Origin of the sequence: Paraprevotella clara YIT 11840, assembly GCF_000233955.1 — a bacterium.
Classification (GTDB): Bacteria; Bacteroidota; Bacteroidia; order Bacteroidales; family Bacteroidaceae; genus Paraprevotella; species Paraprevotella clara.
This window is the reverse complement of the sequence record NZ_JH376597.1, coordinates 345,920-372,170: the sequence shown is the minus strand read 5'-3', so window position 1 is coordinate 372,170 and position 26,251 is coordinate 345,920. Positions and strand designations below refer to the sequence as shown.

Here is a 26,251-nt window from a genome sequence, read left to right as displayed (position 1 = left end):
AAGTTGGGATTTGGGATGAAAGATGAAGGCACTTTTTGCAAAACTCTTGGGAGGGAGGCAAAATGTGATGGTATTCCGGTTGGATGGTATACTATTTGCTTTTCTATAGTTTCCAAAAAAATCCCTGCTGAATATCTATAGTCCTGTGAAAGGTTCGGCAAAAGTAAAGAGGGCAAAAAAGGAAGCGGAGGGACTTCTGGGAAAGTAAAAAAGGAAATGTGCCTCATGGCACACTCCCTTGTCGTGTGAGGTTCCGGTTTGGCTGTGTTTATTCCTTCCGGTGGTTTGTAATAAGTTCATGGATTCTTCCGGCCTCAGGTGTTGAATAAAAGAACATGTCCGTGGCCGGATGGAAAATATAGTTTTCGTATTTCAATAACTGTAACCGGGCAAACTTCTTATCTTCCGACATGAGGATATCCAATCGGACTGTAGTATTGTCCGCCTGACTTACCGGAATACATTCGGGAACCCCATTGGCATCAATGATATGTTGCAAAGTATCAAAATGTTCCGGTGAATAGTATAGATGGTATTCTTTAATTGTACTGCCGGTAGGAGCATATACGGTTCTGGAGGCATGACTCAAAATCCGTATCATACCATAAATGGCCATACTTCCTCCACACACCATGAGGACGAGCGAAAGGATATTGCTGTCTGTGGTGTGCATCGTAAGGGTGAGCGATACCATGAAAACGCCTATTACTATCAGTATGTTGGATGAGATAGCGTTGCGTGAATTGAATCTTTTTTGGATGTCCCGTTCGTTAGGACGTTGGGTTATAGCTTGATTTTCCATATCTTTTTAATTTAGAAATAAAACATGATGAGATAATACGCGACTTTTCTGGCAAAATGAACTTTTGCCAGTCTGTCTATAAACCGGATAAGGAAATCTCGCTAAATGAGTAGGCGGCATAAAGCGAACACATAGTATTCGCATGAAGGTTGACAGTCGAATGGGGCTGCCGTTTCGAATTGTTTGCCATTGGTGCTCATTCCGTATTGTGCAGACAATAGTTTTTGGGTGCGGAATGGCAGGTATTGCAAAGTCTGTAAATGGGAAGTTTGCAGAGAACGTGTAGGTTGGGCTGTCAATATCCGCGCCCATACGATTTCCGGTGAAATTTCCCCATCGAATAAGACTTGTGGTTTTACCGTGTGTAACTCTTGCTGTTTGTGTACATTTTCGGCATATACTTTTTTACTTTCCGGATTTTGTTCACGGAAAACGTTCGTATTGGCAGAAATTAGAAATGTAATGGCTGCAAATAGGAATGACAGTATGATTTTTTGAAAATGTTTCATTATAATACAAAGATACGCACTCTTTTGTCTTTTGAACAAAAGAGCGGAATCCTTTTAACTTAATTTATGTAGTGGTTGGGATATAAAAGTTTCTATTTATATCCACATCCTGATGCGCCGCATGGCTTCGATGCAGTCTTCGCGCTCGCCGAAAGCCGTGAGGCGGAGGTAGCCTTCGCCGCTGGGGCCGAAGCCTACGCCCGGTGTGCCGACTACGTTTACTTCGTATAGCAGTTGCTCGAAAAAACGCCAGGAACCCGTGTTATCGGGTGTTTTCAGCCAAATGTAGGGCGCATTGACTCCGCCATAGACCTTGAATCCGGCAGATTGCAGGCCTTCGCGCATGATGCGTGCGTTTTCCATATAATAGTCAATGGTGGCTTTCACTTGCGCCTTGCCTTCCGCCGTATAAATGGCTTCCGCTCCGCGTTGGGTGATGTAACTCGTGCCGTTGAACTTGGTGCATTGGCGGCGGTTCCATAGTTTGTTGACGGAGACGCGTTCACCATCCAACGTGGCGGCTGTCAGTTCTTTGGGTACTACCGTATAACCGCAGCGTACGCCAGTGAACCCTGCCGTCTTGGAAAAGCTGCGGAACTCGATGGCACAACGTTTTGCACCCTTGATTTCGTAGATGGAGTGGGGAACATCGTCTTCACGGATGTAGGCTTCGTATGCAGCATCGAAGAAAATCAGGGTGTCGTTGGCTAAGGCGTAATCCACCCATTTCTTCAGTTCGGCCTTAGTCAGGGTGGTACCGGTAGGGTTGTTGGGGTAGCACAGGTAGATGATGTCTATGCGCCGGTCGGGGATTTGCGGGATGAAATGGTTCTCTGCCGTGCAGGGCAGGTAGGTGACATTGCTCCATTTCCCGTCTTCCCCCAATTCGCCGGATCGTCCGCACATGACATTGCTGTCTATGTAGACCGGATAGATGGGGTCGGTCACGCCCATGCTGTTGTCCCAACGCAGGACCTCACCGATGTTGCCGGTGTCGCTTTTGGCACCGTCGTTGATGAAGATTTCGGTAGGGCTCAGGCTGATGCCGCGAGAAGCGAAATCATTTTTGAGGATGGCTTCAATCAGAAAATCGTAGCCTTGCTCTGGTCCGTATCCATGGAATGTTTCAGCCTTGGACATTTCGTCCACGGCCTTATGCATGGCCGTGATACATGCCTGTGGCAGCGGACGGGTCACATCCCCTATACCCAGACGGATGAGCCTTTTGCCAGGATGGGTCACTTTGAACGTGTTTATTTTCTTGGCGATGTCCGAGAATAAATAGTTTCCCGGCAGTTTGAGGTAATGTTCGTTTACTAATGCCATAATGCTATGTTGTTTTTATCTATCCATATTTATTGTTCCGTCGAATACTTTTGTGGCTGGACCGGTCATCAGAATCCGGTCGTTTTGCGGTTGGTATTCGATAGTGAGTGTGCCTCCGTCCATGATGATGTCGGTCTTGCCTTTGCCACGTCCGGTGAAAGCTGCGGCTACGGCCGTGGCGCACGCTCCTGTTCCACAGGCCTGTGTAATACCGGAGCCTCGTTCCCATACACGCATCCGGATATTCCCGTCGGGTAAAATCTGGGCGAATTCCACGTTGACGCGGTTCGGGAACAGCGGGTGATGTTCCATGGACGGACCTTCGGAAAGCAAGTCAATAGCAGAAACGTCGTGGGTGAAAATCACCAGGTGCGGGTTGCCCATGTTTACGGTTGTACCTTCACGGAAAAGGTAGCCGTTTCCTAAATCCACGGTACGAATGTCGCGCGGAGCTCCCATGTCTACGGTTACCGAATCCACATTCTCGCCTTGTAAGTGTAAATATAAGGTTTTTATTCCGGAAAGGGTTTCCAAGGCAATTTCCTTTTTATCGGTAAGGCCGTATTCATACAGGTACTTGCCGACGCAGCGGCTGGCATTGCCGCACATCATGGCTTCAGAACCGTCGGCGTTGAAAATACGCATGCTGAAATCTCCTTTCTCGGACGGTCCTATCAGGACGAGTCCGTCGCTCCCGATGCCGGTATGCGGTTTGCTCCATTCTTTTGCGAATGTTTCGGGCTGCACCAAGGGATATTTCAGGGTGTTGACATAGATATAGTCGTTGCCAGCTCCGTGCATTTTGGTAAATTCTATCTTCATATCTCTGTTTTTGAGTAAGCATCTTCATGTATTCCGTTTACGGCTCGTCCGCTCGGTTCGTTTTGTCCTTTGAAGGAGGTGTCCCAAGCCAAAGCCTCGGCTGTGGAGCAGGCTACACTCGGTACGCTCGGTACGCTTCGGGCTGCGCTGTCGCTCGGGAAATATTCTTCGAAGATGCTGCGGTAATAGTATTCTTCTTTGTTCATGGGCGGGTTGATGGGAAACCGTTCCGAGGCATGTGCCATCTGTTCGTCGCTGACGGCCTGTGATGTGATTTCCTTCAATGTGTCAATCCAACTGTATCCCACACCGTCGCTGAATTGTTCTTTCTGCCGCCAGGCCACGCTTTCGGGCAAGAGACAGGAGAAAGCGTCACGTACGATTTTCTTTTCGATGGTCTTGCCCGGACACATCTTGGCGGACGGGTTGAGCCGCATGGCCACGTCGAGGAACTCCTTGTCGAGGAAAGGTACGCGTCCTTCCACTCCCCATGCCGAGAGGGACTTGTTGGCCCGCAGGCAGTCGTAAAGGTGCAGTTTGGAGAGTTTGCGCACAGTTTCCTCGTGGAAGGCCCGTGCGTCCGGTGCCTTGTGGAAATAGAGGTAACCGCCGAATACCTCGTCGGCCCCTTCACCGCTAAGCACCATCTTGATACCCATGCTCTTGATGACGCGGGCAAGCAGGTACATCGGGGTGGAGGCGCGCACGGTGGTCACGTCGTAGGTCTCGATGTAGTAGATGACATCGCGCACGGCGTCCAAACCCTCTTGAATGGTGTAGTTGATTTCATGGTGTACGGTACCGATATGGTCGGCCACTTCCCTGGCCTTGGCCAAGTCCGGTGCGCCTTTCAGTCCCACGGCGAAGCTGTGGAGTTGCGGCCACCACGCCGTGGATTGCCCGTCGGTCTCAATGCGGCGTGCCGCAAACTTCCGCGCTACGGCTGAAATGACGGAACTGTCCAATCCGCCGGAGAGCAGCACACCATAGGGAACATCGCTCATCAGTTGGCGGCGCACGGCGGCTTCCAAGGCATCGCGCACGGCTTCTACCTGTACGGAATAACTGTTTCCACAGTCCGTGACTTTTGTAGCGTTACAGGCGTCAGGGGTATAATTGTCCTTCACGTTCGAGTAGTCCATCCAATCGCGGGTGTACCAGCGCGTCATTTTCCCTTCCTTGCCACAGTAGTAATGTCCCGGCAAGAACGGCTCGTATTCGTCGCAGAAACCTTCAAGTGCTTTCAGTTCGCTAGCCAGATATAGGATGCCGTCCTTGTCATGTCCTATATATAAAGGTATGACTCCGATGGGGTCGCGGGCTATCAGGAAATCGTCCTGTTCTTCGTCATAAAGGGCGAAGGCAAAAATTCCATTCAGGTCTTCTAAGAAATGGATGCCTTTGTCTTGGTAGAGCGCGAGGATGACCTCGCAGTCGCTGCCCGTTTGGAAGTCGTATCGTCCGGCATACTGTTCACGGATTTGGCGGTGGTTGTAGATTTCCCCGTTGACGGCCAGTATCTGTTTACGGTCGGGCGAGAAAAGAGGCTGCCCGCCGCTTTGCGGATCGACGATGGAAAGGCGTTCGTGGCACAAGATGGCTGTCTTGCCGCAATAAATGCCGCTCCAGTCCGGCCCGCGGTGGCGGATTTTCTTGGACATGGACAAAGCCTTTTTTCGTAATTCGGGCGTTTGTCGTTTGAGGTTGAAAAGAGCTGTTATTCCACACATGGCGTTAAGGTTTTAGTTAAGTAAGCGTTGATGTCTTGGGCTGCTTTGCGTCCTCCTGCGATGCAGCGGACTACGAGGCTGGCACCGGTGGCCGCGTCTCCGGCCACGAAAACGTTGCTTGCGAATGTCGGCTGTTGGGGTTTGAGGAATCCCATGGCCAACAGCACGAGGTCGGCCTTGAGAGTTTCCTTCTTCCCTGTAGGGCGCATGATGGGGCGGCCTCCGTCCGGGCTGGGAATCCATTCCACTTCTTCCACTTCCACACCGCAAACTCGGCCGTCTTTCGTGCCGATGAAACGGTTGGATGTCAGGCTCCACCGGCGTGTGCAACCCTCTTCGTGACTGGAACTGGTTTTTAATACCACGGGCCATTGCGGCCATGGTGTGGTCGGGTTGTGCCCTACCGGAGGTTTCGGCATGATTTCGATTTGCGTGACGCAGGCCGCACCCTGTCGGTTGCTCGTACCGATGCAGTCGCTTCCCGTATCTCCGCCACCGATGACCAACACGTGTTTGCCTTTGGCGTTTATGCGTTCTTCCTTGCTGAATGCCTGTCCGCCCAGGACGCGGTTTTGTTGGGCGAGCATTTCTAGTGCGAAGTGTATGCCTTTGAGGTCGCGCCCCGGGATATCGAGGTCGCGTGCCTGCGGTGTCCCTGTGCAGATACAGTAGGCGTCGAAACCTTCAGGCAGGTGTTCCACGTCGACGGGCGTGCTCGTCTTGAACGTGATGCCCTCGGCGGCCATGATGTCCACGCGGCGGTCTATGATGGCCTTGTTGAGTTTGAAGTTCGGGATGCCGAAGCGTAGCAGCCCTCCCACATATTCGTCCTTTTCAAACACCGTCACTTCATATCCCATGCGATTCAGTTGGTTGGCTGCGGCCATGCCTGCGGGACCTGAACCTACGACGGCCACTTTCTTCCCGTTTCGAGGGTAAGTTCGCGGCTTGATGTAACCTTCGCGGAAAGCTGCTTCGATGATAGCCGCCTCGTCCTCTCGGATGGTGACCGGAGCGTCGATAGCCAGTTTCAGCACACAACTTTTCTCGCAAAGCGCGGGGCAGATGCGCCCGGTGAATTCCGGGAAATCATTGGTCTGGGACAGGATTTCGTACGCTTCTTCCCATTTGCCCTTGTAAAGTGCGTCTTGGAACTCCGGAGGACGGTTGCCCAAAGGACACGCCCAATGGCAGAACGGTACGCCACAATCCATGCAGCGTGATGCCTGCTGCTTGCGCTCGCTGGTATTCAGGGTCTGTTCTACTTCGCCGAAGTCGTTGATGCGGTCGTGTACCGGGCGGTAGCCGGCTTCCTGCCGCGGTATGGTAAGGAATGCTTTAGGGTTTCCCATTTTTCTTTATTTTTGTCGTTTGTCGAATCTGTTAGTAATCCCGTTGTACGTCAGCTATTTTTTGTTGCAGCTTGCGCATCTGTTCTTCTGCCAGTACGCGTTTGTATTCGATGGGAGTGACTTGTATGAACTCGTCCACGTAGTGGTTCCAGTCGTCCAGTATGGTACGGGCCAGGGTCGAACCGGTGTAAAGGTAGTGTTGGCGGACAAGTTCATGTAGCTCTTTGCGTGAGGTGGAGTTTTCCAAAAGCGAAAGTTCCACCATTTCCATGTTGCAGAAGTAGTCGAACGTGTGGTCTTTGTCCCAAACGTATGCCACGCCTCCGCTCATGCCGGCGGCGAAGTTTCGTCCGGTTTCGCCCAGCACGACCACGCGTCCGCCGGTCATGTATTCGCAGCAGTGGTCTCCCACACCTTCCACGACGGCGATGGCTCCGGAGTTGCGTACAGCGAACCGTTCGCCGGCCCGGCCGTTGATATAGACCTCGCCGCTCGTGGCACCGTAGAGCAGCGTGTTGCCCGCAATTGTGTTCTTTTCCGCATCGAAGTTGGAGCGTACGGGCGGTCGCACGGAAATCAGTCCGCCGCTCAACCCTTTGCCCAGGTAGTCGTTCGCCTCGCCTTCCAATTTGAAGCAGATGCCGTGGGCCAGAAACGCCCCGAAGCTTTGTCCGGCGGAACCTTTGAATTTCACGTTGATGGTTTGTTCGGGCAGCCCTTCGTTGCCATACCGTGTGGCCACGGCACCCGACAGCATGGCTCCTACGGAGCGATCGGTATTGGCGATGGCGTATTCTAGGGATACTTCCTTGCCATGTTCGAGGGCTTCTGTGGCTGAGGCTATGATTTCCACGTCTTTCACGTGGCTTATTTCATGCTTTTGTCCGCATACGTGATGGATGGCAGCATTCCCTTCCACCTTGTGTAGCAGGCGGCTGAAATCCAACAGTCCGGCTTTGGTCTCTTTCTCCGCTGGTTTCAGTTCGATGAGGTCCGTGCGTCCCACGATGTCTTCCAGTCGCATGAATCCCATTTCCGCCAAGTATTCACGGACCTCCTCGGCCAAGAAGCGGAAATAGTTTACTACGTACTTGTAATGTCCGCGGAAGTGGCTGCGCAGTACCGGGTCCTGGGTAGCCACCCCGACGGGGCAGGCGTTGGTGTGGCACTTGCGCATCATGACGCATCCCAATACGATAAGGACAGTAGTGCCGAATCCGAATTCTTCAGCCCCGAGGAGGGCCATGCCGATGATGTCGCGCCCCGTCTTGAGCTGTCCGTCAGTTTGTAAGCGTACTTGCCCGCGCAGCCCGTTGAGTACTAATGTTTGTTGGGTCTCGCTCAGTCCTATTTCAGGCGAAATGCCGGCGTAGCGCATGGAAGAGGCCGGGGAAGCGCCCGTTCCGCCTTCCGCGCCGGAGATAACAATCAGGTCCGCCTTGGCCTTGGCCACTCCGGCAGCTATCGTGCCGACTCCGCTTTCAGCTACCAGTTTCACGCTGATTCGGGCTTTCGGATTGACATTCTTCAGGTCGAAAATCAGTTGTGCCAAGTCCTCGATGGAGTAGATGTCGTGGTGGGGCGGTGGGGAAATCAGGGAGATGCCCGGAATGGAGTGGCGTGTCTTGGCGATAACTTCGTCCACTTTGAAACCCGGAAGCTGCCCGCCTTCCCCCGGCTTGGCGCCTTGGGCCACTTTGATTTGTATCTCTTCGGCATGGACGAGGTATTCGGTCGTGACACCGAAGCGTCCGGAGGCCACCTGTTTGGTCTTGCTGCAAAGCGGGATGCCTTCGTACGTTTCGTGGAAACGGCTGCTGTCTTCGCCGCCTTCCCCCGTGTTGCTTCGGGCACCGAGTTCGTTCATGGCCAATGCCAGGGCTTCGTGCGCTTCCTTGCTGATGGCGCCGAATGACATGGCACCGGTGACGAAATGCTTGACGATGTCCTCCACGGGTTCCACCTTGTCGATGTCGATGGGGTTGCGCTTGAACCCGAAGAAGTCGCGCAGGAATATTGGTCGGCTTTTCCCGTCCGCCATCCTTGTGAACTCCTTGAATTTCTTGTAACTGCCGAGGCGTGTGGCAATTTGCAGGGAGGATATGGTCTCGGGGGTCCAAGCATGTTGCTCGCCATCCTTGCGGAAAGAGAACAGTCCGATGTGGGGCAGGAGATGCCCAGGCTCTGCGGGCCGGAAACCTGCATCGTGGAAGGCGGTGTAGTCTTTTGCGATTTCCTCCAACCGTATGCCGCCGATGGTAGAGACCGGCGTGCCGAAATAGGTTTTCAGCAATTCCTCGCTGAGTCCTACGGCTTCGAATATCTTGGCACCCCGGTAAGAACGAATCGTGCTGATGCCCATCTTGCTCATTACCTTGTACAAGCCTTTGCAGATGGCCTTGATGTAGTTCTTTTCCGCCGTTTCGTAGTTCATCTGTATTTCATTCCGCTTGACCAGATTGTCCAGTACGGCAAAAGCCATATAGGGGTTGATGGCACTTGCTCCGTAGCCCAGCAGCAGGGCGGCGTGCATGACCTCGCGGATTTCCCCGCTTTCGATAATCAGGGCGGTCTGTACACGTTTCTGTACGGAAATCAAATGGTGGTGTACGGCACTTACGGCCAACAGTGAGGGAATGGCTGCGTGCGCGGCATCCACTCCGCGGTCGGACAGGATGATGTAGTTCACGCCCTCGTCGACGGACGCTTCCGCTTGCTTGCACAGGGCGGACAAGGCTTCTTGCAAGGCCGCCTTCCCTCCGTGCACGTCGAACAGGATGGGGAGCTTCACGGTGTGGAAGCCCTTGTAGCGTATATTGCACAGGATGTCCAACTGGGTGTTGGTCAATACGGGGTGCGGCAGTCGCACCATCTTGCAGTGCGCTTCGCTCGGCAGTAGGATGTTCATGCCCACGGCGCCGATGTACTCGCTCAGCGACATGACCAGTTCCTCACGTATCGGGTCGATGGGAGGGTTGGTCACTTGGGCGAACTGTTGGCGGAAATAGTTGAACAACAGTTGGGGCTTGTCGGAGAGCACGGCCAACGGGGTGTCGTTCCCCATGGAAGCGGTCGGCTCCGCCCCGCCCGTTGCCATCGGGACGAGCGTGCGTTCGATGTCTTCGCGTGTATAACCGAAAGTACGCAGGCGGCGGTCGTAATCCTCCACTATGTTTTCCACCTTTCGTCCGCTCCGCAGGGTGTCCAGTTCGATACGGTTCGTGGAGAGCCACTGCCGGTAAGGTTTGGCGGCAGCCAATTGGGCTTTCAGTTCCCCGTCATAATATATTTTCCCTTCTTGGGTGTCCACCAGCAGTATCTTGCCCGGTTGCAACCGTCCTTTTTCCTTGATGTCTCCCGGCTCGAAGTGGATGGTACCCGCTTCGCTGGCCACGACCATCATGTCGTTCCGCGTTATCAGGTAGCGGGCCGGGCGCAGGCCGTTACGGTCGAGCATACCTCCGGCATAACGCCCGTCACTGAAGAGCAGGGCGGCCGGCCCGTCCCATGGATCCATCAGGATGGAGTGGTACTCATAGAAAGCTTTCAGGTCTTCGCTGATGGGGTTCTTGTCGTTGAAGGACTCCGGCACCAGCATGGCCATGGCGTGGGGCAGGCTCAGGCCGGACATGACGAAAAACTCCAGTACGTTGTCCAGCGAGGCACTGTCGCTCATGCCGGGTTGGACGATGGGCCTGATTTGCTTCACGTTACCGAGCGTGGGCGTGGAAAGCACGCTTTCCCGTGCCTCCATCCAGGCGCGGTTGCCCCGTATGGTGTTGATTTCACCGTTGTGCGCCAACAGGCGAAAGGGCTGTGCCAGACTCCAGGTCGGGAAGGTGTTGGTGCTGAAACGGGAATGCACGACGGCCAGTCCGCTGGTAAAGTATGGTTGGGTCAGGTCGGGGAAGTATTCCCTCACTTGCATCGACGAGAGCATCCCTTTGTACACGATGTTCTTGCTCGACAGGGATACGATATAGAAATCTTTGTGATGTATGCGGTTCTCAATCCTCTTCCTTATTATATATAGGGTGCGTTCCAAGTTTTCCGTATCGGTAGAACCGGTTATGAATATCTGTTTGATGCTCGGTTCCGTGGCCGATGCGTCTTTTCCTAGGATGGACGAATTGACCGGCACGTTGCGCAAGTGCATCAGGTTCAACCCTTCCCGTTCTATTTCCTCAATCATGACGCTCAGCATGTGCGATTGCTCCTGCTCGTCCTTGGGTAGGAAGACAAGTCCCGTGCCGTATTTTCCTTTTTCCGGTACGGGGATGCCTTGCAAGAGGATGAATTCATGGGGAATCTGGAGCATGATGCCTGCCCCGTCGCCCGTCTTGTTGTCGGCGCCTTCCGCTCCCCGGTGTTTCATGTTTTCCAACACTTTAAGGGCTGAGTCCACCAATTCGTGGGATTTGTTGCCGTGGATGTCCACAATCATGCCTACTCCACATGCGTCATGTTCGTTCGAGGCATCGTACAATCCGCTTGTCTTGTGGATGTGCACCTTTGCGTCTTTAATACCGTTGTATTTGATAAAAGGATTTTGTTTCTCTTGTTTCATAATCTATATGCAATGATATTTTATTATATAGCGTCATTTTGTTTTGCAAAAATAATAATTGTGTGCCAAAATGCAATGAGGTGTGCTTCGGTTTTTATAGAGAAAATGAAACAGTGTTTTTTAAAACTAACGATTCGAATAAAAAACGCATAAAAGAATGAGGAATGGGAATATAAATTATGATTTAAGCTTTAAATCATAATTTAATTATCAATACTATAAAAAAATATGCAGGAATCAGCAGGGGGCGTTCTTTTTCCCCGCTGGGTTTCAAGTCATCTTGTGGTGAATACATGGTGAATCCTTTAGACGTGGAAAGTTCACTTTAAGTTGTTGAACTTCAAAAGGTATGAAAGATGCGAAGGCTTTTTGAGACTAAATTTTTCGGCAGGGAGGAAAGCTGTGAGAAGTCGGTTTGAGACCGGATAATCAATTTCAGTAGATTGAAAAATCATTCTGCTGTGATTGATTTTTCAATCTGCTGAAAGAAAAAAAGGAGAAAAAGGAACATGTGGGAAAAAGAATATCCCGCCTCAAAATCGAGGCGGGATACCAACACAAAAACTAAACTAAACTTTTAACTAAGCTATCTTAAAGTTTCACAACTTTATTTCTTTTACGTTTCAAAGATAGTTATTTCTTCGACTATATCCAAATAGAATCTACGAAAGAACGGTTTTTTTCTACGAATCCGGATATTTTTTCTTCGTTGCAATTACAAATGAGTGGTTTTGTTGAGCAGATAATAATCCAGAATCGTCATGGCCGCCATCGCTTCTACCACAGGTACCGCACGGGGGAGTACACAAGCATCGTGCCGTCCGCGGGCTTTTATGATAGTCGGGGTTCCGTCCAGTGTTACGGTTTCCTGTTCCATCAGGATGGTAGCGACCGGCTTGAAAGCCACCCTGAAATAGATGTCCTGCCCGTTGCTGATTCCGCCTTGTATGCCTCCGCTGTGGTTGGTACGCGTTCCGATGGCTCCGTTTTGGGGGATGAAGACATCATTTTGTTCACTTCCCCGTTGGCTTACTCCGGCAAACCCTCGTCCGTATTCGAATCCTTTTACGGCATTGATGCCCAACATGGCACCTCCTAATGCGGCGTGGAGTTTACCATAAACCGGTTCGCCCAGCCCTATGGGGCAATGGCGGATTACCCCCGTGATGATACCTCCGATAGTATCTCCCTTTGCTTTGACTTCCGAAATGAGGCCTTCCATGGAAGCGGCTTTTTCCGCATCCGGGCAACGTACATCGTTCGTTTCGATTTGTGTCGGGTCGTAATGCGTATAATCGTGTTCCAAAGCAATGTTGCCCACTTGTGAGGTATAGGCATAGATTTCCACACCGATTTGTTTGAGGGCCAGTTTTGCCAAGGCACCGCCCACGCAACGTGCTATGGTTTCACGTGCCGAAGAGCGTCCTCCGCCCGTATGGTCGCGCAAGCCGTATTTTTGAGTGTAGGTGAAATCGGCATGTGACGGTCGGTACAGGTTGCGTATGTTGTCGTAGTCATTGGAATGCTGGTTGGTATTGCGTACCAGAAAGCCGATGGGGCATCCGGTCGATTTGCCTTCGAACACTCCGGACAGCAATTCCACCTTGTCCGCTTCTTTGCGGGGAGTCGTGATTCTGCTTTGTCCCGGACGACGGCGGTCCAGCTCGTGTTGTATGAAGTCCTGGTCGATGTCGATGCCGGCCGGAAACCCGTCGACGACTCCGCCTACTCCCGGCCCGTGGCTTTCTCCGAAAGTCGTCAGCCGGAATATATTACCAAATGTATTGCTCATGTCTCACCCTTTCAATATAAAATATACAGATGCCGCTTTTAATGGCAGTGTCCGCATCCGCAACCCTCTTCATGGTGGTGGCCGTCGCAGTCGCAGTCGTCTCCGCAACCCCCGCCGCAACTGTCGCAACCGCATCCGCAACCTCCTTCGCCGCTCAGCATGTTGAGCATGCCTTGTATTTCGTCTTTTGTCGCATCGCGGTTTTCAGTGACTTCGCCGATGAAGTTCAACGCTTTTCCGGCCAAGGGATGATTCAGGTCTACGGTTACGGTATCTTCTTTCACATCTGTGATTGTTCCGTTGAAACGTGCTCCGTCTGCATTCATCAAAGGCACCACGCTTCCCGGATAAATATGCTCTTTGTCAAAGTGTCCGTTTACTTTGAATACATCTTTGTTCAGTTCCAGTACGCGTTCCTGTTCATACTCACCGTAAGCTTCTTCTACGGACAGTGTGAAGTTGAATTTCTCTCCTTTCTGTAACGGTTTGATTTGTGCTTCAAAGGCATCCAAAGTTGTGCCCATATCCGAAATAAACTGGAATGGGTGTTCGATAGGAGCTTTTTCCACTAATTCTCTTTTCCCGTCGAAATCCGTATAGAGTTCGTATGCGACGGTGATGTACTTGTTGGGTGTCGTATCCATATATGTTTTCTAATTATTGATATAGGGTCGCAAAGTTACGGGAAATAAATGATAATCGGAAACGTATTTTCCTTTTTGACTATCTTAAACGATTGGTTTCTTCATTTTGAAATTTGTCAGAAGTCGTAGCATGGCTTTTCTCTGCTGTTTTTCCACGATGGTGTAACCTTTGCTTTCGAAGAACGGGCGGGCTGTCAGGCTGACTTCGGACGTGATGTACGAAACGCCTTGCAATCGGGCGTATTTTTCCATGTCTTCCAAAAGCAGGGAGGCGATGCCTTGGCGTTGGAAGTCGTGGTGTACGAACATGGAGTGCAAATAGCCGTCCAGGCGGATTGCTGCGAATCCGACGGCATGTCCGGGGTATTCTTCGGCTATCATAAAATGGTGTGTGGCAATCAATTCTTTCCAATGGCCGGGTTTGTCGGCACACGCAGCCCAGTCTTCCACTTCCTCTTGGGTGTAGTCCTTGCGGTTTGTGTGTAAGACGGTGTCTGTAAAGAGGGTCTTGAGAACCGGAATGTCTTCAGGTGTCGCATGGCGCAGGGAGAACCTTTCCCGTTCCATTTTCAGGATCGGGAAAGGATTGCCTTGTCCGTCGGTTTCCGTACGTTCGAAGGTTCGGAAGCCCAAATGGCGGTAAAAGCCTTCCGCTTGCGGGTTTTGCTCGTTCACATCCACATATCGTATATTGAATTTCCTGAAGGCTATCAGTACCAGTTCTTTCCCGATGCCCATGCCCCAGAAGTCCGGTGCGACGAAAAGCATTTCGATCTTGTTTTTTTCGAGACCGATAAAACCGGCAGGAACGTTCTGCACATACGCCACAAAAAGCCGTTCGATGTGGGCCAATCCGGACTTTACAAAAGGGGTGAGTCGCCGTATGTCGGCCTTCGTCAAGAAATGGTGGCTCCGGCGTACGGAGGCTTCCCACAAACGAGCTAACGTGTTGACCGTATTTTTCGTGCGTATGGGAGATGTAATGTGCATGTTTTGAATTTTAAACGTGGTAAAGTTACGAATAAAAAAGAAAGTTGCTCACAAGATATGGGATGATTTTTTGGGGCGGGTGTGGCGATTTGTCAAATTGTCAATCCATCCCCTGTGAGATTTCGTTATTTTGTATCCAGACCGGATTGGTTTGAAAATACGTGATTCTTACGTGCTGGGAGAATATCCTTTTGACAACCAATCAGTGGTTTTGCTTTTAATTTGTGCGACAAATAAACTTGGTATGTAGACGTGAGTGAAGAGACGTACGTATATGAGGTAGCAACAGCGTGACATATTGCCATCCGTTTTTTGACTGCAAACGTGTTCCTTTTAGAGAAAAAATAGTTAGCAAAAGCATATTCCGGTTTCGCTTTCAGGTGTTTTTTCCGAGAGGGCGCAGAAGATGGGTACGCAATCTGCGGAGATAAAAAATGTTTTTTGCTCCGAACGAAAAATCATTCGGCTGTGATTGAAACGCACTTTGAGTTAAAGGAAGTAAAAAACAAGGCTTAAATATAAATTTTTGTATTCAAAAATAGGATAATACCTCGTGGAATGCGTCCGGAATCAGAATGTTGTCCTTTAGAGAAAGGGGCTTATGACTTACATTTTGTCAGCGAAAAAGATATGATTTGCGGAAGTCTCATGGCTTGAAAGAATAAAAAGACATAGCGGAGGTATATGCCGGAGAGATAAGAAAAAATCAAGCTTTGCCGAAACAGCAGAAGCTTGTGAGGGTATGGTTTTGATGACTCTATGATATATTTGCAAGGCTTAAGTGATAGTTTGAAATTAAATACAGTGGTGTTTATGTTGATTTTGTTTAATACCGCTCGATTTGATAACTATTGTTTATGTGTATCTCACTTTTATACCCTAAACTTTTGTCTAATATGAAAAAAGGGGCTAAATTTGCAGCACTATAAAGAAAAAGTATAAAAACGCTATAAAGATGAAACATAAGTTGCGCAGTGCGCAGAGCACTGAAGGACGCCGTATGGCGGGAGCCCGTGCATTGTGGGTGGCCAATGGGATGAAACGTGAACAGTTCGGGAAGCCGATCGTGGCCATCGTCAATTCTTTCACCCAGTTCGTGCCGGGGCATACTCATTTGCATGAAATCGGGCAGATGGTGAAAGCCGAAATCGAAAAGATGGGATGTTATGCTGCGGAGTTCAATACGATAGCCATCGACGACGGTATCGCCATGGGGCACGACGGGATGCTGTATTCTCTGCCTTCGCGCGACATCATCGCCGACAGCGTGGAGTATATGGTCAACGCGCATAAGGCGGATGCCATGATTTGCATTTCGAATTGCGACAAGATCACGCCGGGTATGTTGATGGCCAGTATGCGCTTGAATATCCCTACGGTGTTTGTTTCCGGAGGGCCGATGGAGGCACACAAAATCAACGGGGAGAATGCCGATTTGATTACGGCTATGATCAAAGGAGCCGATACGTCGGTGAGCGATGAGGAGATGGCGAAGATTGAGGCTTGTGCTTGTCCCGGTTGCGGTAGTTGTTCGGGGATGTTTACAGCCAACTCCATGAACAGCCTGACGGAGGCTATCGGACTTTCCCTCCCGGGGAACGGGACTATTTTGGCGACGCATGCCAATCGTATCCGTTTGTTTCAGGATGCGGCCAAATTAGTGGTAGAGAATGCGTTCAAATATTATGAGGAAGGGGATGAGAGCGTATTGCCGAAGAGCATCGCCACGCGCCAGGCTTTCCTGAACGCCATGACGTTGGATATTGCCATGGGCGGATCGTCCAACACCGTGCTTCATCTGTTGGCCGTGGCCAACGAAGCCGGGGTGGACTTCAAGATGGCGGACATCGACGCGCTGAGCCGTAAAGTGCCCTGCCTATGCAAGTTGGCGCCCAACACGCAGAAGTATTCCATCCAGGAATGTAACCGTGCGGGCGGTATCCTTAATATATTAGGTGAATTGACAAAGGCCGGTTTGTTGGATACGTCGTGCCGCAGGGTGAACGGCCGTACTTTAGGCGAAGATATTGCGAAATATAGTATTACCTCCGGACAGGTGGACGATGAGGCGCAGCGTATTTACAGCAGTGCGCCGGGCGGAGTCTTCAGTAACAAGATGGGTTCGCAGAGCAAGGTGTACGATACGTTAGACACCGACCGTGCCACAGGGTGCATCCGCGATGTGGAACATGCTTACAGCAAGGACGGCGGTCTGGCCGTGTTGTTCGGGAATATTGCCCAAGACGGTTGCGTGGTGAAGACGGCCGGAGTGGACGAAAGCATCTGGCATTTCAGCGGTCCGGCCAAGGTGTTCGATTCTCAGGAAGATGCTTGCGAAGGCATCCTGAACGGCAGTGTGGTAAGTGGTGACGTGGTGGTCATCACTCACGAAGGACCGAAGGGCGGGCCGGGTATGCAGGAGATGCTTTATCCGACATCCTATCTGAAAAGCCGCCATTTGGGAAAAGAGTGCGCCCTGATTACCGACGGGCGTTTTTCCGGAGGAACTTCCGGTTTGAGTATCGGCCATATTTCGCCCGAAGCGGCAGCCGGTGGGAATATCGGTAAGATTGTGGACGGAGACATTATCGAAATAGACATCCCGAACCGGAGCATCAATGTCAAGTTGAGCGAAGCTGAATTGGAAGCCCGTCCGCAACGTCCGATGACGCGTAAGCGTGTCGTACCCAAATCGCTGAAAGCATACGCTTCGATGGTGAGTTCGGCCGACAAGGGTGGAGTTCGTATGATAGATTAAAAACAGTATTCAATATGGCAAAAGAAAAGATAACAGGCGCAGAGGCTTTGATGCGTTCGTTGGAGCACGAGGGGGTTACGACGCTCTTCGGCTATCCGGGAGGAGCTATCATGCCGGTATATGATGCCTTGTACGGATATAAAGATAAGTTGAACCATGTATTGGTACGGCATGAGCAGGGGGCTACCCATGCGGCACAAGGGTATGCCCGTGTGTCGGGCAAGGTCGGGGTGGCTTTGGTGACCAGTGGACCGGGGGCGACGAACACCATTACCGGCATTGCGGATGCCATGATGGACAGTACGCCCATCGTGGTGATTGCCGGTCAGGTCGGTGCTTCTTTGTTGGGGTCTGATGCTTTTCAGGAATGCGACCTGGTAGGTGTGACGCAACCCATCAGCAAATGGGCCTATCAGATCCGTCGTCCGGAAGATGTGGCCTGGGCGGTAAGCCGTGCCTTTTATATTGCCAAGAGCGGCAGGCCGGGGCCGGTTGTGTTGGACTTTGCCAAGAACGCGCAGGTTGGCTTGGTGGACTATGAACCGCAGGGTACGGATTTCATTCGCAGTTATGTGCCTGTACCCAAGACCGACCCGTGGGCGATACGTCAGGCGGCTGCATTGATAAACAACGCGAAACGTCCGTTTATCCTTGTCGGACAAGGGGTTGAGCTTGGCGGCGCGCAAGAAGAAGTCCGTCAGTTGATTGAACGGGCCGACATTCCTGCCGGTTGCACTTTGTTGGGCTTGTCTGCTTTGCCGTCCGACCATCCGTTGAATATGGGTATGCTGGGTATGCACGGAAGTCTGGCCAACAGCATCAAGACGCAGGAGTGTGACGTGTTGATAGCCGTAGGCATGCGTTTCGACGACCGTATCACCGGTAAGTTAAGTACATACGCCCGTCAGGCCAAAAAGATACATTTTGAAATAGATCCCAGTGAAGTCAACAAGAATGTACCAGTAGATGTAGCCGTGTTAGGAAATTGCAAACAGACGTTGGCTCAGGTGCTCGAACAGGTGAAACCCAATCGGCATACGGAATGGATTGACAGCTTCGGAGAACATCACGAGAGAGAAAAGGAGGCAGTGATAGAACCTGAAATCCATCCGGCAGACGGACCGATAAAGATGGGGGAGGTCGTACGTAAGGTAACGGAGATGACCGGTAATAAGGCTGTCTTGGTGACCGACGTGGGACAGAACCAAATGATGGCTGCCCGTTATTTCAAATTCTCGGAACAACGCAGCATCGTAACCTCCGGCGGTATGGGGACGATGGGATTCGGATTGCCGGCTGCCATCGGAGCCACATTCGGCGCTCCGGGACGTATGGTATGTCTCTTTTTAGGCGACGGAGGCATTCAGATGACACTTCAGGAGTTGGGCACGATTATGGAACAACGCAGTCCGGTGAAAATCATATTGCTCAATAACAACTATCTGGGTAATGTGCGCCAGTGGCAGGAAATGTTCTTCGGGAAACGGTATTCTTTCACGCCGATGATGAATCCGGACTACAATATGATTGCTTCGGCTTATGGCATACCGAACCGTACGGTCGTGGAGCGTGAGGATTTGGCTGCGGCCATACAGGAGATGGTCGATACGGATGGGCCTTACTTGTTGCAGGTGGCCGTGATAGAAGAAGGTCGTGTGTTGCCGATGTGTTGTCCGGGCAATGACGTGGACGACATGGTTTTGGATTATTAACGGGAGGATTTTTAGATGGAACAAGAGAAGAAATTCTATACCTTGATTGTTTTCTCCGAGAACTTTGCGGGGCTTTTGAATCAGGTGACGGCGGTTTTTACCCGCAGGCAGGTGAATATCGAAAGTCTGAATGTGTCGGCTTCCAGTATAAAGGGGGTGCATAAGTACACCATTACCTGTTGGAGCACGGAGGAACAGATACAGGTTATCACCAAACAGATAGAGAAACGCATAGATGTGCTCCAGGCTCATTATTTCACGGACGACGAAATCTTCATCCAGGAAGTGGCGCTTTATAAGCTGGCTACTCCCAAGGTGTTGGAGAATCCGGACATCTCGAAGGCCGTACGTCAGCACGGAGCGCAGATTGTGGAGGTGAATCCGACTTATACCGTGGTCAGCAAAAAGGGAATGACGGACGATATCATGTCGCTTTATTTCGCCTTGAATGAGTATAAGTGCGTGTTGCAATACGTGCGTTCGGGGCGTATTGCCATTACGAAGAGTTGCACGGAATATCTGGACGAGTTTTTGGAAGAACGGCGGCGTGCGTACGAGGATCTTCAGAATAAGGAATAAATAAGGTAAGGATTCGAATGAAAGAGAATAAAGTAGGGACTTACTCGTTTGTGGCCGAACCTTTTCACGTGGATTTCACGGGAAGGCTTTTCATGGGGGTGTTGGGCAACCATTTGCTCAACTGTGCCGGATTCCATGCCACGGAGCGCGGTTTCGGTATGGCGGAACTGAATGAGAGTAACTATACGTGGGTACTGTCACGCTTGGCCATCGAATTGGAAGATATGCCGGCTCAATATGAGGAATTCTCGGTAGATACGTGGGTGGAGAACGTGTACCGTTTGTTTACCGACCGTAACTTTGCCATTTACGGGAAGGACGGGAAGGTTTACGGTTATGCGCGTTCCGTGTGGGCCATGATCAATATGGATACCCGCAAACCGGCCGACTTGTTGTCGCTGCACGGCGGTGACATCGTGGACTATATAGAGACGGAAAAGGCTTGTCCGATAGAGAAGCCCGGTCGTATCAAAGTGAGCAGTTGTATGCCGGTACGTTCTATGGATGTGTATTATAGTGATATTGACATCAACGGGCATGTGAACAGTATTAAATATATTGAACACGTGTTGGACTTGTTTTCCAAAGATTGGTATGCCGGACATGTCATCCGCCGTTTTGAAATGGCGTACGTGGCCGAAAGCTATTCCGGCGACACGCTCAGCTTCTTCCGCGAGGAAAACGAGGATGGGACTTACGATATCGAAGTGCGTAAAAACGTCGGCGGAGAGAATCCCGAAGGGGAAGTCGTGTGTCGAAGTAAACTTAAATTTGATAACAAATAGCAATTTATTGTAGGTGTATTAGAATAATTTTGTAACTTTGTCGTCGAGTTTCGTACAAAAAAGAATTTTAATAAAGAACGCGGCTATTTGTCGCACAAAACAGAAATAGAAAATGGCAGAATTGAATTTTGGCGGTGTTATCGAGACCGTGATGACCCGTGAGGAATTTCCATTGGAAAAGGCTCGTGAAATATTGAAGAACGAGACGATTGCAGTTTTAGGGTATGGTGTTCAAGGACCCGGTCAGGCTTGTAACCTGCGTGATAACGGTTTTAATGTAATTGTAGGCCAGCGTCAGGGCAAGACATACGACAAGGCTGTGGCTGACGGCTGGGTGCCGGGAGAGACTTTGTTTTCTCTTGAGGAAGCTGCCGAAAAGGGTACGATAGTTTGCATGTTGCTTTCCGATGCAGCTCAGATGCAGTTGTGGCCGACCATCAAGCCTTATCTGACTCCGGGCAAGACCTTGTATTTCTCTCATGGTTTCGCTATTAACTGGAGTGATCGTACGGGCGTGGTGCCTCCTAAAGATATTGACGTCATTATGGTGGCTCCCAAAGGTTCGGGCACTTCATTGCGCACGATGTTCCTCGAAGGCCGTGGCTTGAACTCTTCTTATGCTATTTATCAGGACGCCAGTGGTAAGGCATTGGATAAAGTATTGGCATTCGGTATCGGTATCGGTTCAGGTTATTTGTTCGAGACCACATTCAAGCGTGAGGCTACATCCGATTTGACCGGCGAGCGCGGTTCTTTGATGGGTGCTATCCAGGGCTTGTTGTTGGCACAATACGAAGTGTTGCGCGAGAACGGACATACTCCTTCCGAGGCTTTCAATGAAACGGTGGAAGAATTGACTCAATCCTTGATGCCGTTGTTTGCCAAGAACGGTATGGACTGGATGTATGCCAACTGTTCTACGACAGCGCAGCGTGGCGCATTGGATTGGATGGGACCGTTCCACGATGCCATCAAGCCGGTGGTGCAAAAGTTGTACCAGAGCGTAGTGACCGGTAATGAAGCGCAAATCTCGATTGATTCCAACTCGAAACCGGATTACCGTGTGAAGTTGGAAGCTGAATTGAAGGCTTTGCACGACAGTGAGATGTGGCGTACGGCAGAAACGGTGCGTAAATTGCGTCCGGAGAACAATTAATGAATTAAAAATTTAATAAAACCCAAAGGTGTCGGATAAACCGACACCTTTGGGTTTTATATTTAGTAGTACCATGAAGAAAAAGCTGATATTGTTTTGTACATGAGTCAACCTGAATGATATGCAGGGTACAGTGGGAATATACGCTCATTATGGTATCAAAGGTATTCCTCATTACGTGATTGTATCGCCTGAAGGGCGAATTATACATGTATGGAGTGGTTATGGGACGGGAGTGCTGAAAAAGAAATTGGAAGAAAGGGTGAAATAAAGTGGGACGAAACCTGACGTTCCGTCCCATTGTGAGTCATCTCTTCTTCGGGCTTATTGCGTGGAGTATTCCCCGTAATAGAGTACCCGGCATTGAATAGCGGAAAGAATTGCCTTGGTCTGTCCGCTCGTCTACTTTTTCGATAAAGCGTTCTGCATCTTTTTCGGAAATCACGCCATCGTCCTGGAGTTTACGGATGGTGCGGCGCTCGTAAGTGAGCATCATACGGATAGACTTGACGGTGAGTGCATGGCGGTAAGCCTTCGGGTAATTTTGTTCCAGTTGCAAGGTGACATGATTCATGCGGTCTATGTTATGGTTGATTTCCGTACGAAGAATGTCCAATCGTTTTTTCTGATCGGGTGTGAGGAGTTCGGAAGCGTTGAGTTCGTTCAATAGGTTCAGATCCTCGTTTTGTAAAATGATGAACCCTCTGGCCAGGTCATATACGTTTACGATGCGTTCACGGAAGTAGAAACTGATGCTGTCCCCCAAGTGAAGTTTCTTCTGGATACGAGGCAGGACGGAGGTGCGGTTGCAATAATTGAATATGGAGGGGCGGTAGTCTAACGCATACTGTCCGTCATGGTCATACATCTCGTCGAGAGAGTTCATCAAATGAAGGAATGTGGTTTTCGAAACGACACCTTCATCATAAAGTTGATGGCATACGGCCTTTTCGCGGTCCAATATACGGAGACGTATTTCGGAAAGGAATTCCATTGTGGGAAGAGGTCCGGACGGAGACAAAGACAGAGACGGTGGAAGGTATTTTTTCACTTTGTTCCAGTTTGCGTCGTGCAATGCCGCCTTTGCAGACAGTTTTTCCATATACTTTTCTGCACTGTCGTGTAAGTATCCTTGGATTTTGGAGTCTATCAGTACTCTGGCACTGGAAACTTGTATTAAGCCCAATCGTCTCAGTAGCCAACGCATGGTGGTGGCATTGATGGAAAGAGTGAGCGTGACGATACCGGCTGTGAGAAACAAGACCTGTCGTCTGATGTCTTCCGGAATTCCCGGTGTGTAAGAAACCATCAGGGCCAGTGTCATACCTAATGCTCCGCGCAGGCCACCCCATGTCAGAATGACGGACTCGCGTTTGGAAAGTCCGTATCCCAATCTTTTCATAACGGGGTAGAAAAGCATGATCATGGCAAACCGGATGAGGTTCAGCCCTACGTAGACAAGCAGCAAAATGATGAGGTCGGACCAATTCAGGTCTACCTTCACTGCGATGACCACACCGACCATGATAAAGACTAATGTATTGGCTATATGGGTAAGAAGTCCCCAGAACTTTTCCATGAATACGTTGACTTGCGGTTTCAGTCTGGGGCGGCCGGTATAAGAGATAGTCAGTCCGAAAGCCACTAAAGCGATGACACCGGATATGCCCATATAGTATTGGGACAGAATAAACGTGACGTAGGCAGAAAGGATGATGACGCTGTTTTGTATCATCTCTTCCGAGTTGATACGTGTAATGAACCAGATTGTCAGTCGGGCCAGGCAGAATCCTAAAAGTATTCCGCCAATAACGACTTCCAGAAATTGCACTACGGGAGAAGCTGTGCTTGCTCCACTAAGCGTATAGGCTCCGAAAAACAGCATGAAACATACGATGCCGGTTCCATCGTTGAGCAAAGACTCTCCGTCTACTAAAGTGGAGAAGCGTTTGCTGGTACCCAGTTCGTGCAATAAAGCTACGACGGCTACCGGGTCGGTTGCACTGATGAGGGCGCCGAACATGAGAGCCAACGGCCATGTCCACGAGGTGTACTCTGGAGCAAACAGGCTGATGCCAATCATGAGGGCGGCTGTAAGCAACATGCAGACTACTAATCCGGGAACAGCCAACAGGGTGGAATTGGCCAATGTTTTCTTGAAGATGTGCATGTTCATCTCGTATGCCGCATCGAATATCAAAATGGGGAGGAAAACATATAGAATGAAATCCGGATTCGTATCGGCTACGGTTGCCACTGCATTTTCTACGCGTGGCATGAAGTCGAAATAATGAAAACGGTTGAGGAGGCCTATCAGTAAACCGAATACAAACAGTCCTACGGTATAGGGAAAACCGGTTCGTTTCAGTATGGACTTTAATATAGCGCCGGCTAACAAGCCGACAATGGCCAGCAGTAGAGGGGCCAGTAAGTTGAAATCTTCCATAATATTCTTTTTAATGGGTAGAAAGGTCTACTCTACAAATATAACGAAAAAAACCTACAAGACCATATCATCTTGTAGGTTTCTATTGTTTTTGTCGTAAAGTCTCTGCTTTTTCTTAGAAGAAGAGGTAACGATTGTCTTTTACTTCGGCCTTTTCATACAGTTCATTGGCAAAACGGCTGATGGCGCGCATGTTGAGAGACTCTTGTTGAGCTTCTTCTTTTTTAGCGTCGAACTTCTCGGCCGATTTGTTCTTATTGATAACCTGCAACGTGTAGACTCCGGCATTACCTTTGAACGGGCCTGCGAATTGATTGGCCGCTGTTTTGCTGGCTACGGCACTTAACATCGGTTCGCTGGAGCCGGTCTTCATTACGAAAGCGGAGGCACTGAACGTCACGTGTTTGATGGTGTCGCTTACGGCACCTTGTACTTTCATGGCATCTGCTATGCTCTTCGTCTGAGCCAGTTTCTCTTTCAGCATCTCGGCTTTTTTGTCCTTGATGACTTCTTGCGTGAGATATTCTTTCATATCCTCCATCGTGCGGTAACCTTCCTTGTGTATACCGGTAAGGATGGCCACAAGCATGTGGTCGTTCTCACCACATTCGTAAAGAGGAGATACATTGCCTATTTCGGTGTCTTCATTGAATATCCATCGCATGGCCTCACGCGTGTTGCTTACTCCTCCTACATAATGTTCATTGTTGAACAAGTCTTTGCGCTCTTGTAAGTTATAGCCGTTTTTCAGTGCTTTAGCTTCGATATCCTTTTGGGTAGGATTGGAAGCGATGAAGTGGCTGAAGTCGTTATAAGCCTTTGCATAAGTGTCTTTACTGAACTCAATCGGGCATTTGATTACGGCCACATCATATTTGTTGATCATGGCACGGCGGTCTGTCACTTGTGCGATGATGCATCCTTGGGTAAAGTCAATCTTTTCGGTGGCATTTACCGGCATGTTGGTAATGGTTTTGATAAACTTCAAGTTGTCGCCGTCCAAAGGAGCACCTTCATAATTACGTGAAGTAATCCATGTCTTCTCGCCGGTCTGGTTGTATTTCTTGGCGATGGAATCGAAAGCCACACCGCCCCGCAATGCCGTCATGATGCTGTCGGCTGTCTTTTGGATGGCATTCATATCGGCACCTGCTACTTGTATTTGACGAAGCTGGATGGAATCCGGTGCGGAAATCTTGTTGATTACCTTGATGATGTTCATCGTGTTGTCTCCGGCATAATAATAAGGAGCTTTCATCTGTCCTACAGCCATGGAATCCAACTGTGAAGCTATGTCGTTGGGGAATATGTTCTTGCTGACCGGAAGCGGACTGTAATTAATCGTAGAGCCACTCTCACGGACAATTTTAGCAATGTCGCCTCCAGCAGCCAAAGCTGTGGCTGTCTCCGCCATATCTTTATCTAAGGCTGCTTTGTCGGCTGCGCTGGCTTTGACCTGAACATCGATAAATTTAATGTCACGGCTTTCGGCTGTTTGCTTGAATCTTTCTTTCAACTCATTGTATTTGGCTTTTAAATCGCTTTCTTCCACTTTGATATCTTTGTCATTGATGGTAGAGTAGGGCACGGCAGCCATGATAATGTCGCTTTCATTGGTACGTGCCTCGAATGCGGCCTTGTCTATGATTTTGTTGCCCAACATCGCTTTGCTCAGCAGTACTTGATATTTTTGCGCAAGACTTTCCTGACGGAGTGTCTTTTCAATGAACATCCAGAATTTGTAGAGACTGTTATAGTAGTCCATGTATTCGGCCGGCATCTGTTCGCTTTTGGTTTTCATGCCTTCATAATCGGTCAGGAACTTCTTCAGTACATTGGCATCGAAACGGCCGGTTTGTTCATTGCGGAAAGGAGTTTGCATCAGTATGGGACTGTTGCCTTCCGAAATAATGGATTGGATTTCTGTGTCAGTGACAGTTAGTCCCAATTCTTCAGCTTCGTGCTCGATGAGTTTGTTGTTGACGTATGTGTTCCAAACTTGGTCGCGTAATTGAGTGAGTTGTTGGTCGTTGAGTGCGCTGTTGCCACTGGTGAACTTCACAACTTCCGCATATTCGTCCACTAAGTTTTGGAATTCATGTACTGAAATCCGCTCTCCGTAAATTTCGCCGACTTGCTGCTTGCTTTCGTTAGAAGCAGACTGGATGGAGCGCATGGCTTCCTCGGCAATGAATGCAAAAAGAGCCAGACCGATCACGATGACCAGCAAAGGCCCCTTAGCTCTGATTTTCTGTAATGTTGCCATTGATTTAAATGATTA

At 50.0% G+C, this 26,251-nt stretch carries 17 protein-coding genes; 6 read left to right on the top strand and 11 right to left on the bottom strand.

The annotated features are described in order from the left end of the window. Window positions 1-268: 268 nt before the first annotated feature. From HMPREF9441_RS07725 to HMPREF9441_RS07680, 9 genes are all read right to left on the bottom strand, one after another. Window positions 269-802: a hypothetical protein gene (locus HMPREF9441_RS07725; protein ID WP_008619900.1), complete on the bottom strand. Its 534-nt coding sequence runs from the start codon at window positions 800-802 to the stop codon at window positions 269-271. Between the two features lie 605 nt (window positions 803-1,407). After that, window positions 1,408-2,637, bottom strand: coding sequence for an LL-diaminopimelate aminotransferase (locus HMPREF9441_RS07715; RefSeq protein WP_008619898.1), 1,230 nt, complete (start codon window positions 2,635-2,637; stop codon window positions 1,408-1,410). A gap of 15 nt (window positions 2,638-2,652) precedes the next feature. Then, complete coding sequence (gene dapF / locus HMPREF9441_RS07710) at window positions 2,653-3,459, bottom strand: diaminopimelate epimerase (protein WP_008619884.1); 807 nt, start codon at window positions 3,457-3,459, stop codon at window positions 2,653-2,655. Further along, a complete protein-coding gene (gene asnB, locus HMPREF9441_RS07705; RefSeq protein ID WP_008619883.1) occupies window positions 3,456-5,189 on the bottom strand; it encodes an asparagine synthase B in 1,734 nt (577 codons plus the stop codon). The genes dapF and asnB overlap by 4 nt, the downstream gene beginning before the upstream one ends. Beyond that, window positions 5,177-6,541, bottom strand: coding sequence for a glutamate synthase subunit beta (locus HMPREF9441_RS07700; protein WP_008619882.1), 1,365 nt, complete (start codon window positions 6,539-6,541; stop codon window positions 5,177-5,179). The genes asnB and HMPREF9441_RS07700 overlap by 13 nt, the downstream gene beginning before the upstream one ends. A 31-nt stretch (window positions 6,542-6,572) precedes the next feature. Next, complete coding sequence (gltB, locus tag HMPREF9441_RS07695) at window positions 6,573-11,108, bottom strand: glutamate synthase large subunit (protein WP_008619880.1); 4,536 nt, start codon at window positions 11,106-11,108, stop codon at window positions 6,573-6,575. A gap of 715 nt (window positions 11,109-11,823) precedes the next feature. Beyond that, on the bottom strand, window positions 11,824-12,900 hold the full coding sequence (aroC, locus tag HMPREF9441_RS07690; RefSeq protein WP_008619874.1) for a chorismate synthase: 1,077 nt from the start codon (window positions 12,898-12,900) through the stop codon (window positions 11,824-11,826). A gap of 38 nt (window positions 12,901-12,938) precedes the next feature. Continuing rightward, a complete protein-coding gene (locus tag HMPREF9441_RS07685) occupies window positions 12,939-13,544 on the bottom strand; it encodes an FKBP-type peptidyl-prolyl cis-trans isomerase (RefSeq protein ID WP_008619873.1) in 606 nt (201 codons plus the stop codon). An 84-nt stretch (window positions 13,545-13,628) separates the two neighbouring features. Next, entirely contained in the window at window positions 13,629-14,534 is a 906-nt protein-coding gene (locus tag HMPREF9441_RS07680) for a GNAT family N-acetyltransferase (RefSeq protein ID WP_008619872.1), read from the bottom strand. 955 nt (window positions 14,535-15,489) lie between these two features. On the opposite strand from HMPREF9441_RS07680, the gene ilvD reads away from it, so the two are divergent. The 6 genes from ilvD to HMPREF9441_RS18355 all read left to right on the top strand — a co-directional run bounded on the left by ilvD (window position 15,490) and on the right by HMPREF9441_RS18355 (window position 21,795). Next, entirely contained in the window at window positions 15,490-17,292 is a 1,803-nt protein-coding gene (gene ilvD / locus HMPREF9441_RS07675) for a dihydroxy-acid dehydratase (protein WP_008619869.1), read from the top strand. A gap of 14 nt (window positions 17,293-17,306) precedes the next feature. Then, window positions 17,307-19,004 carry a biosynthetic-type acetolactate synthase large subunit gene (ilvB, locus tag HMPREF9441_RS07670; RefSeq protein ID WP_008619867.1) on the top strand — a complete coding sequence of 566 codons (1,698 nt, stop codon included), beginning with the start codon at window positions 17,307-17,309 and terminating at the stop codon, window positions 19,002-19,004. A 15-nt stretch (window positions 19,005-19,019) separates the two neighbouring features. After that, window positions 19,020-19,583 (top strand): acetolactate synthase small subunit, encoded by a 564-nt coding sequence (ilvN, locus tag HMPREF9441_RS07665; RefSeq protein ID WP_008619866.1) that lies wholly within the window; start codon window positions 19,020-19,022, stop codon window positions 19,581-19,583. A 17-nt stretch (window positions 19,584-19,600) separates the two neighbouring features. After that, window positions 19,601-20,368: an acyl-[acyl-carrier-protein] thioesterase gene (locus tag HMPREF9441_RS07660; protein ID WP_008619865.1), complete on the top strand. Its 768-nt coding sequence runs from the start codon at window positions 19,601-19,603 to the stop codon at window positions 20,366-20,368. A gap of 112 nt (window positions 20,369-20,480) precedes the next feature. Next, complete coding sequence (gene ilvC, locus HMPREF9441_RS07655) at window positions 20,481-21,524, top strand: ketol-acid reductoisomerase (protein WP_008619856.1); 1,044 nt, start codon at window positions 20,481-20,483, stop codon at window positions 21,522-21,524. Window positions 21,525-21,645: 121 nt separating this feature from the next. Next, entirely contained in the window at window positions 21,646-21,795 is a 150-nt protein-coding gene (locus HMPREF9441_RS18355; RefSeq protein WP_009391480.1) for a TlpA family protein disulfide reductase, read from the top strand. Window positions 21,796-21,831: 36 nt separating this feature from the next. Here HMPREF9441_RS18355 and HMPREF9441_RS07650 read toward each other — a convergent pair whose 3' ends face one another. Both HMPREF9441_RS07650 and HMPREF9441_RS07645 read right to left on the bottom strand, forming a co-directional pair. After that, complete coding sequence (locus tag HMPREF9441_RS07650) at window positions 21,832-23,970, bottom strand: cation:proton antiporter (protein ID WP_008619853.1); 2,139 nt, start codon at window positions 23,968-23,970, stop codon at window positions 21,832-21,834. Window positions 23,971-24,085: 115 nt separating this feature from the next. Beyond that, the gene (locus HMPREF9441_RS07645; protein WP_008619852.1) at window positions 24,086-26,236 is read right to left on the bottom strand and encodes a peptidylprolyl isomerase; all 2,151 of its coding nucleotides are present in this window, start codon (window positions 26,234-26,236) and stop codon (window positions 24,086-24,088) included. Window positions 26,237-26,251: the final 15 nt, after the last annotated feature.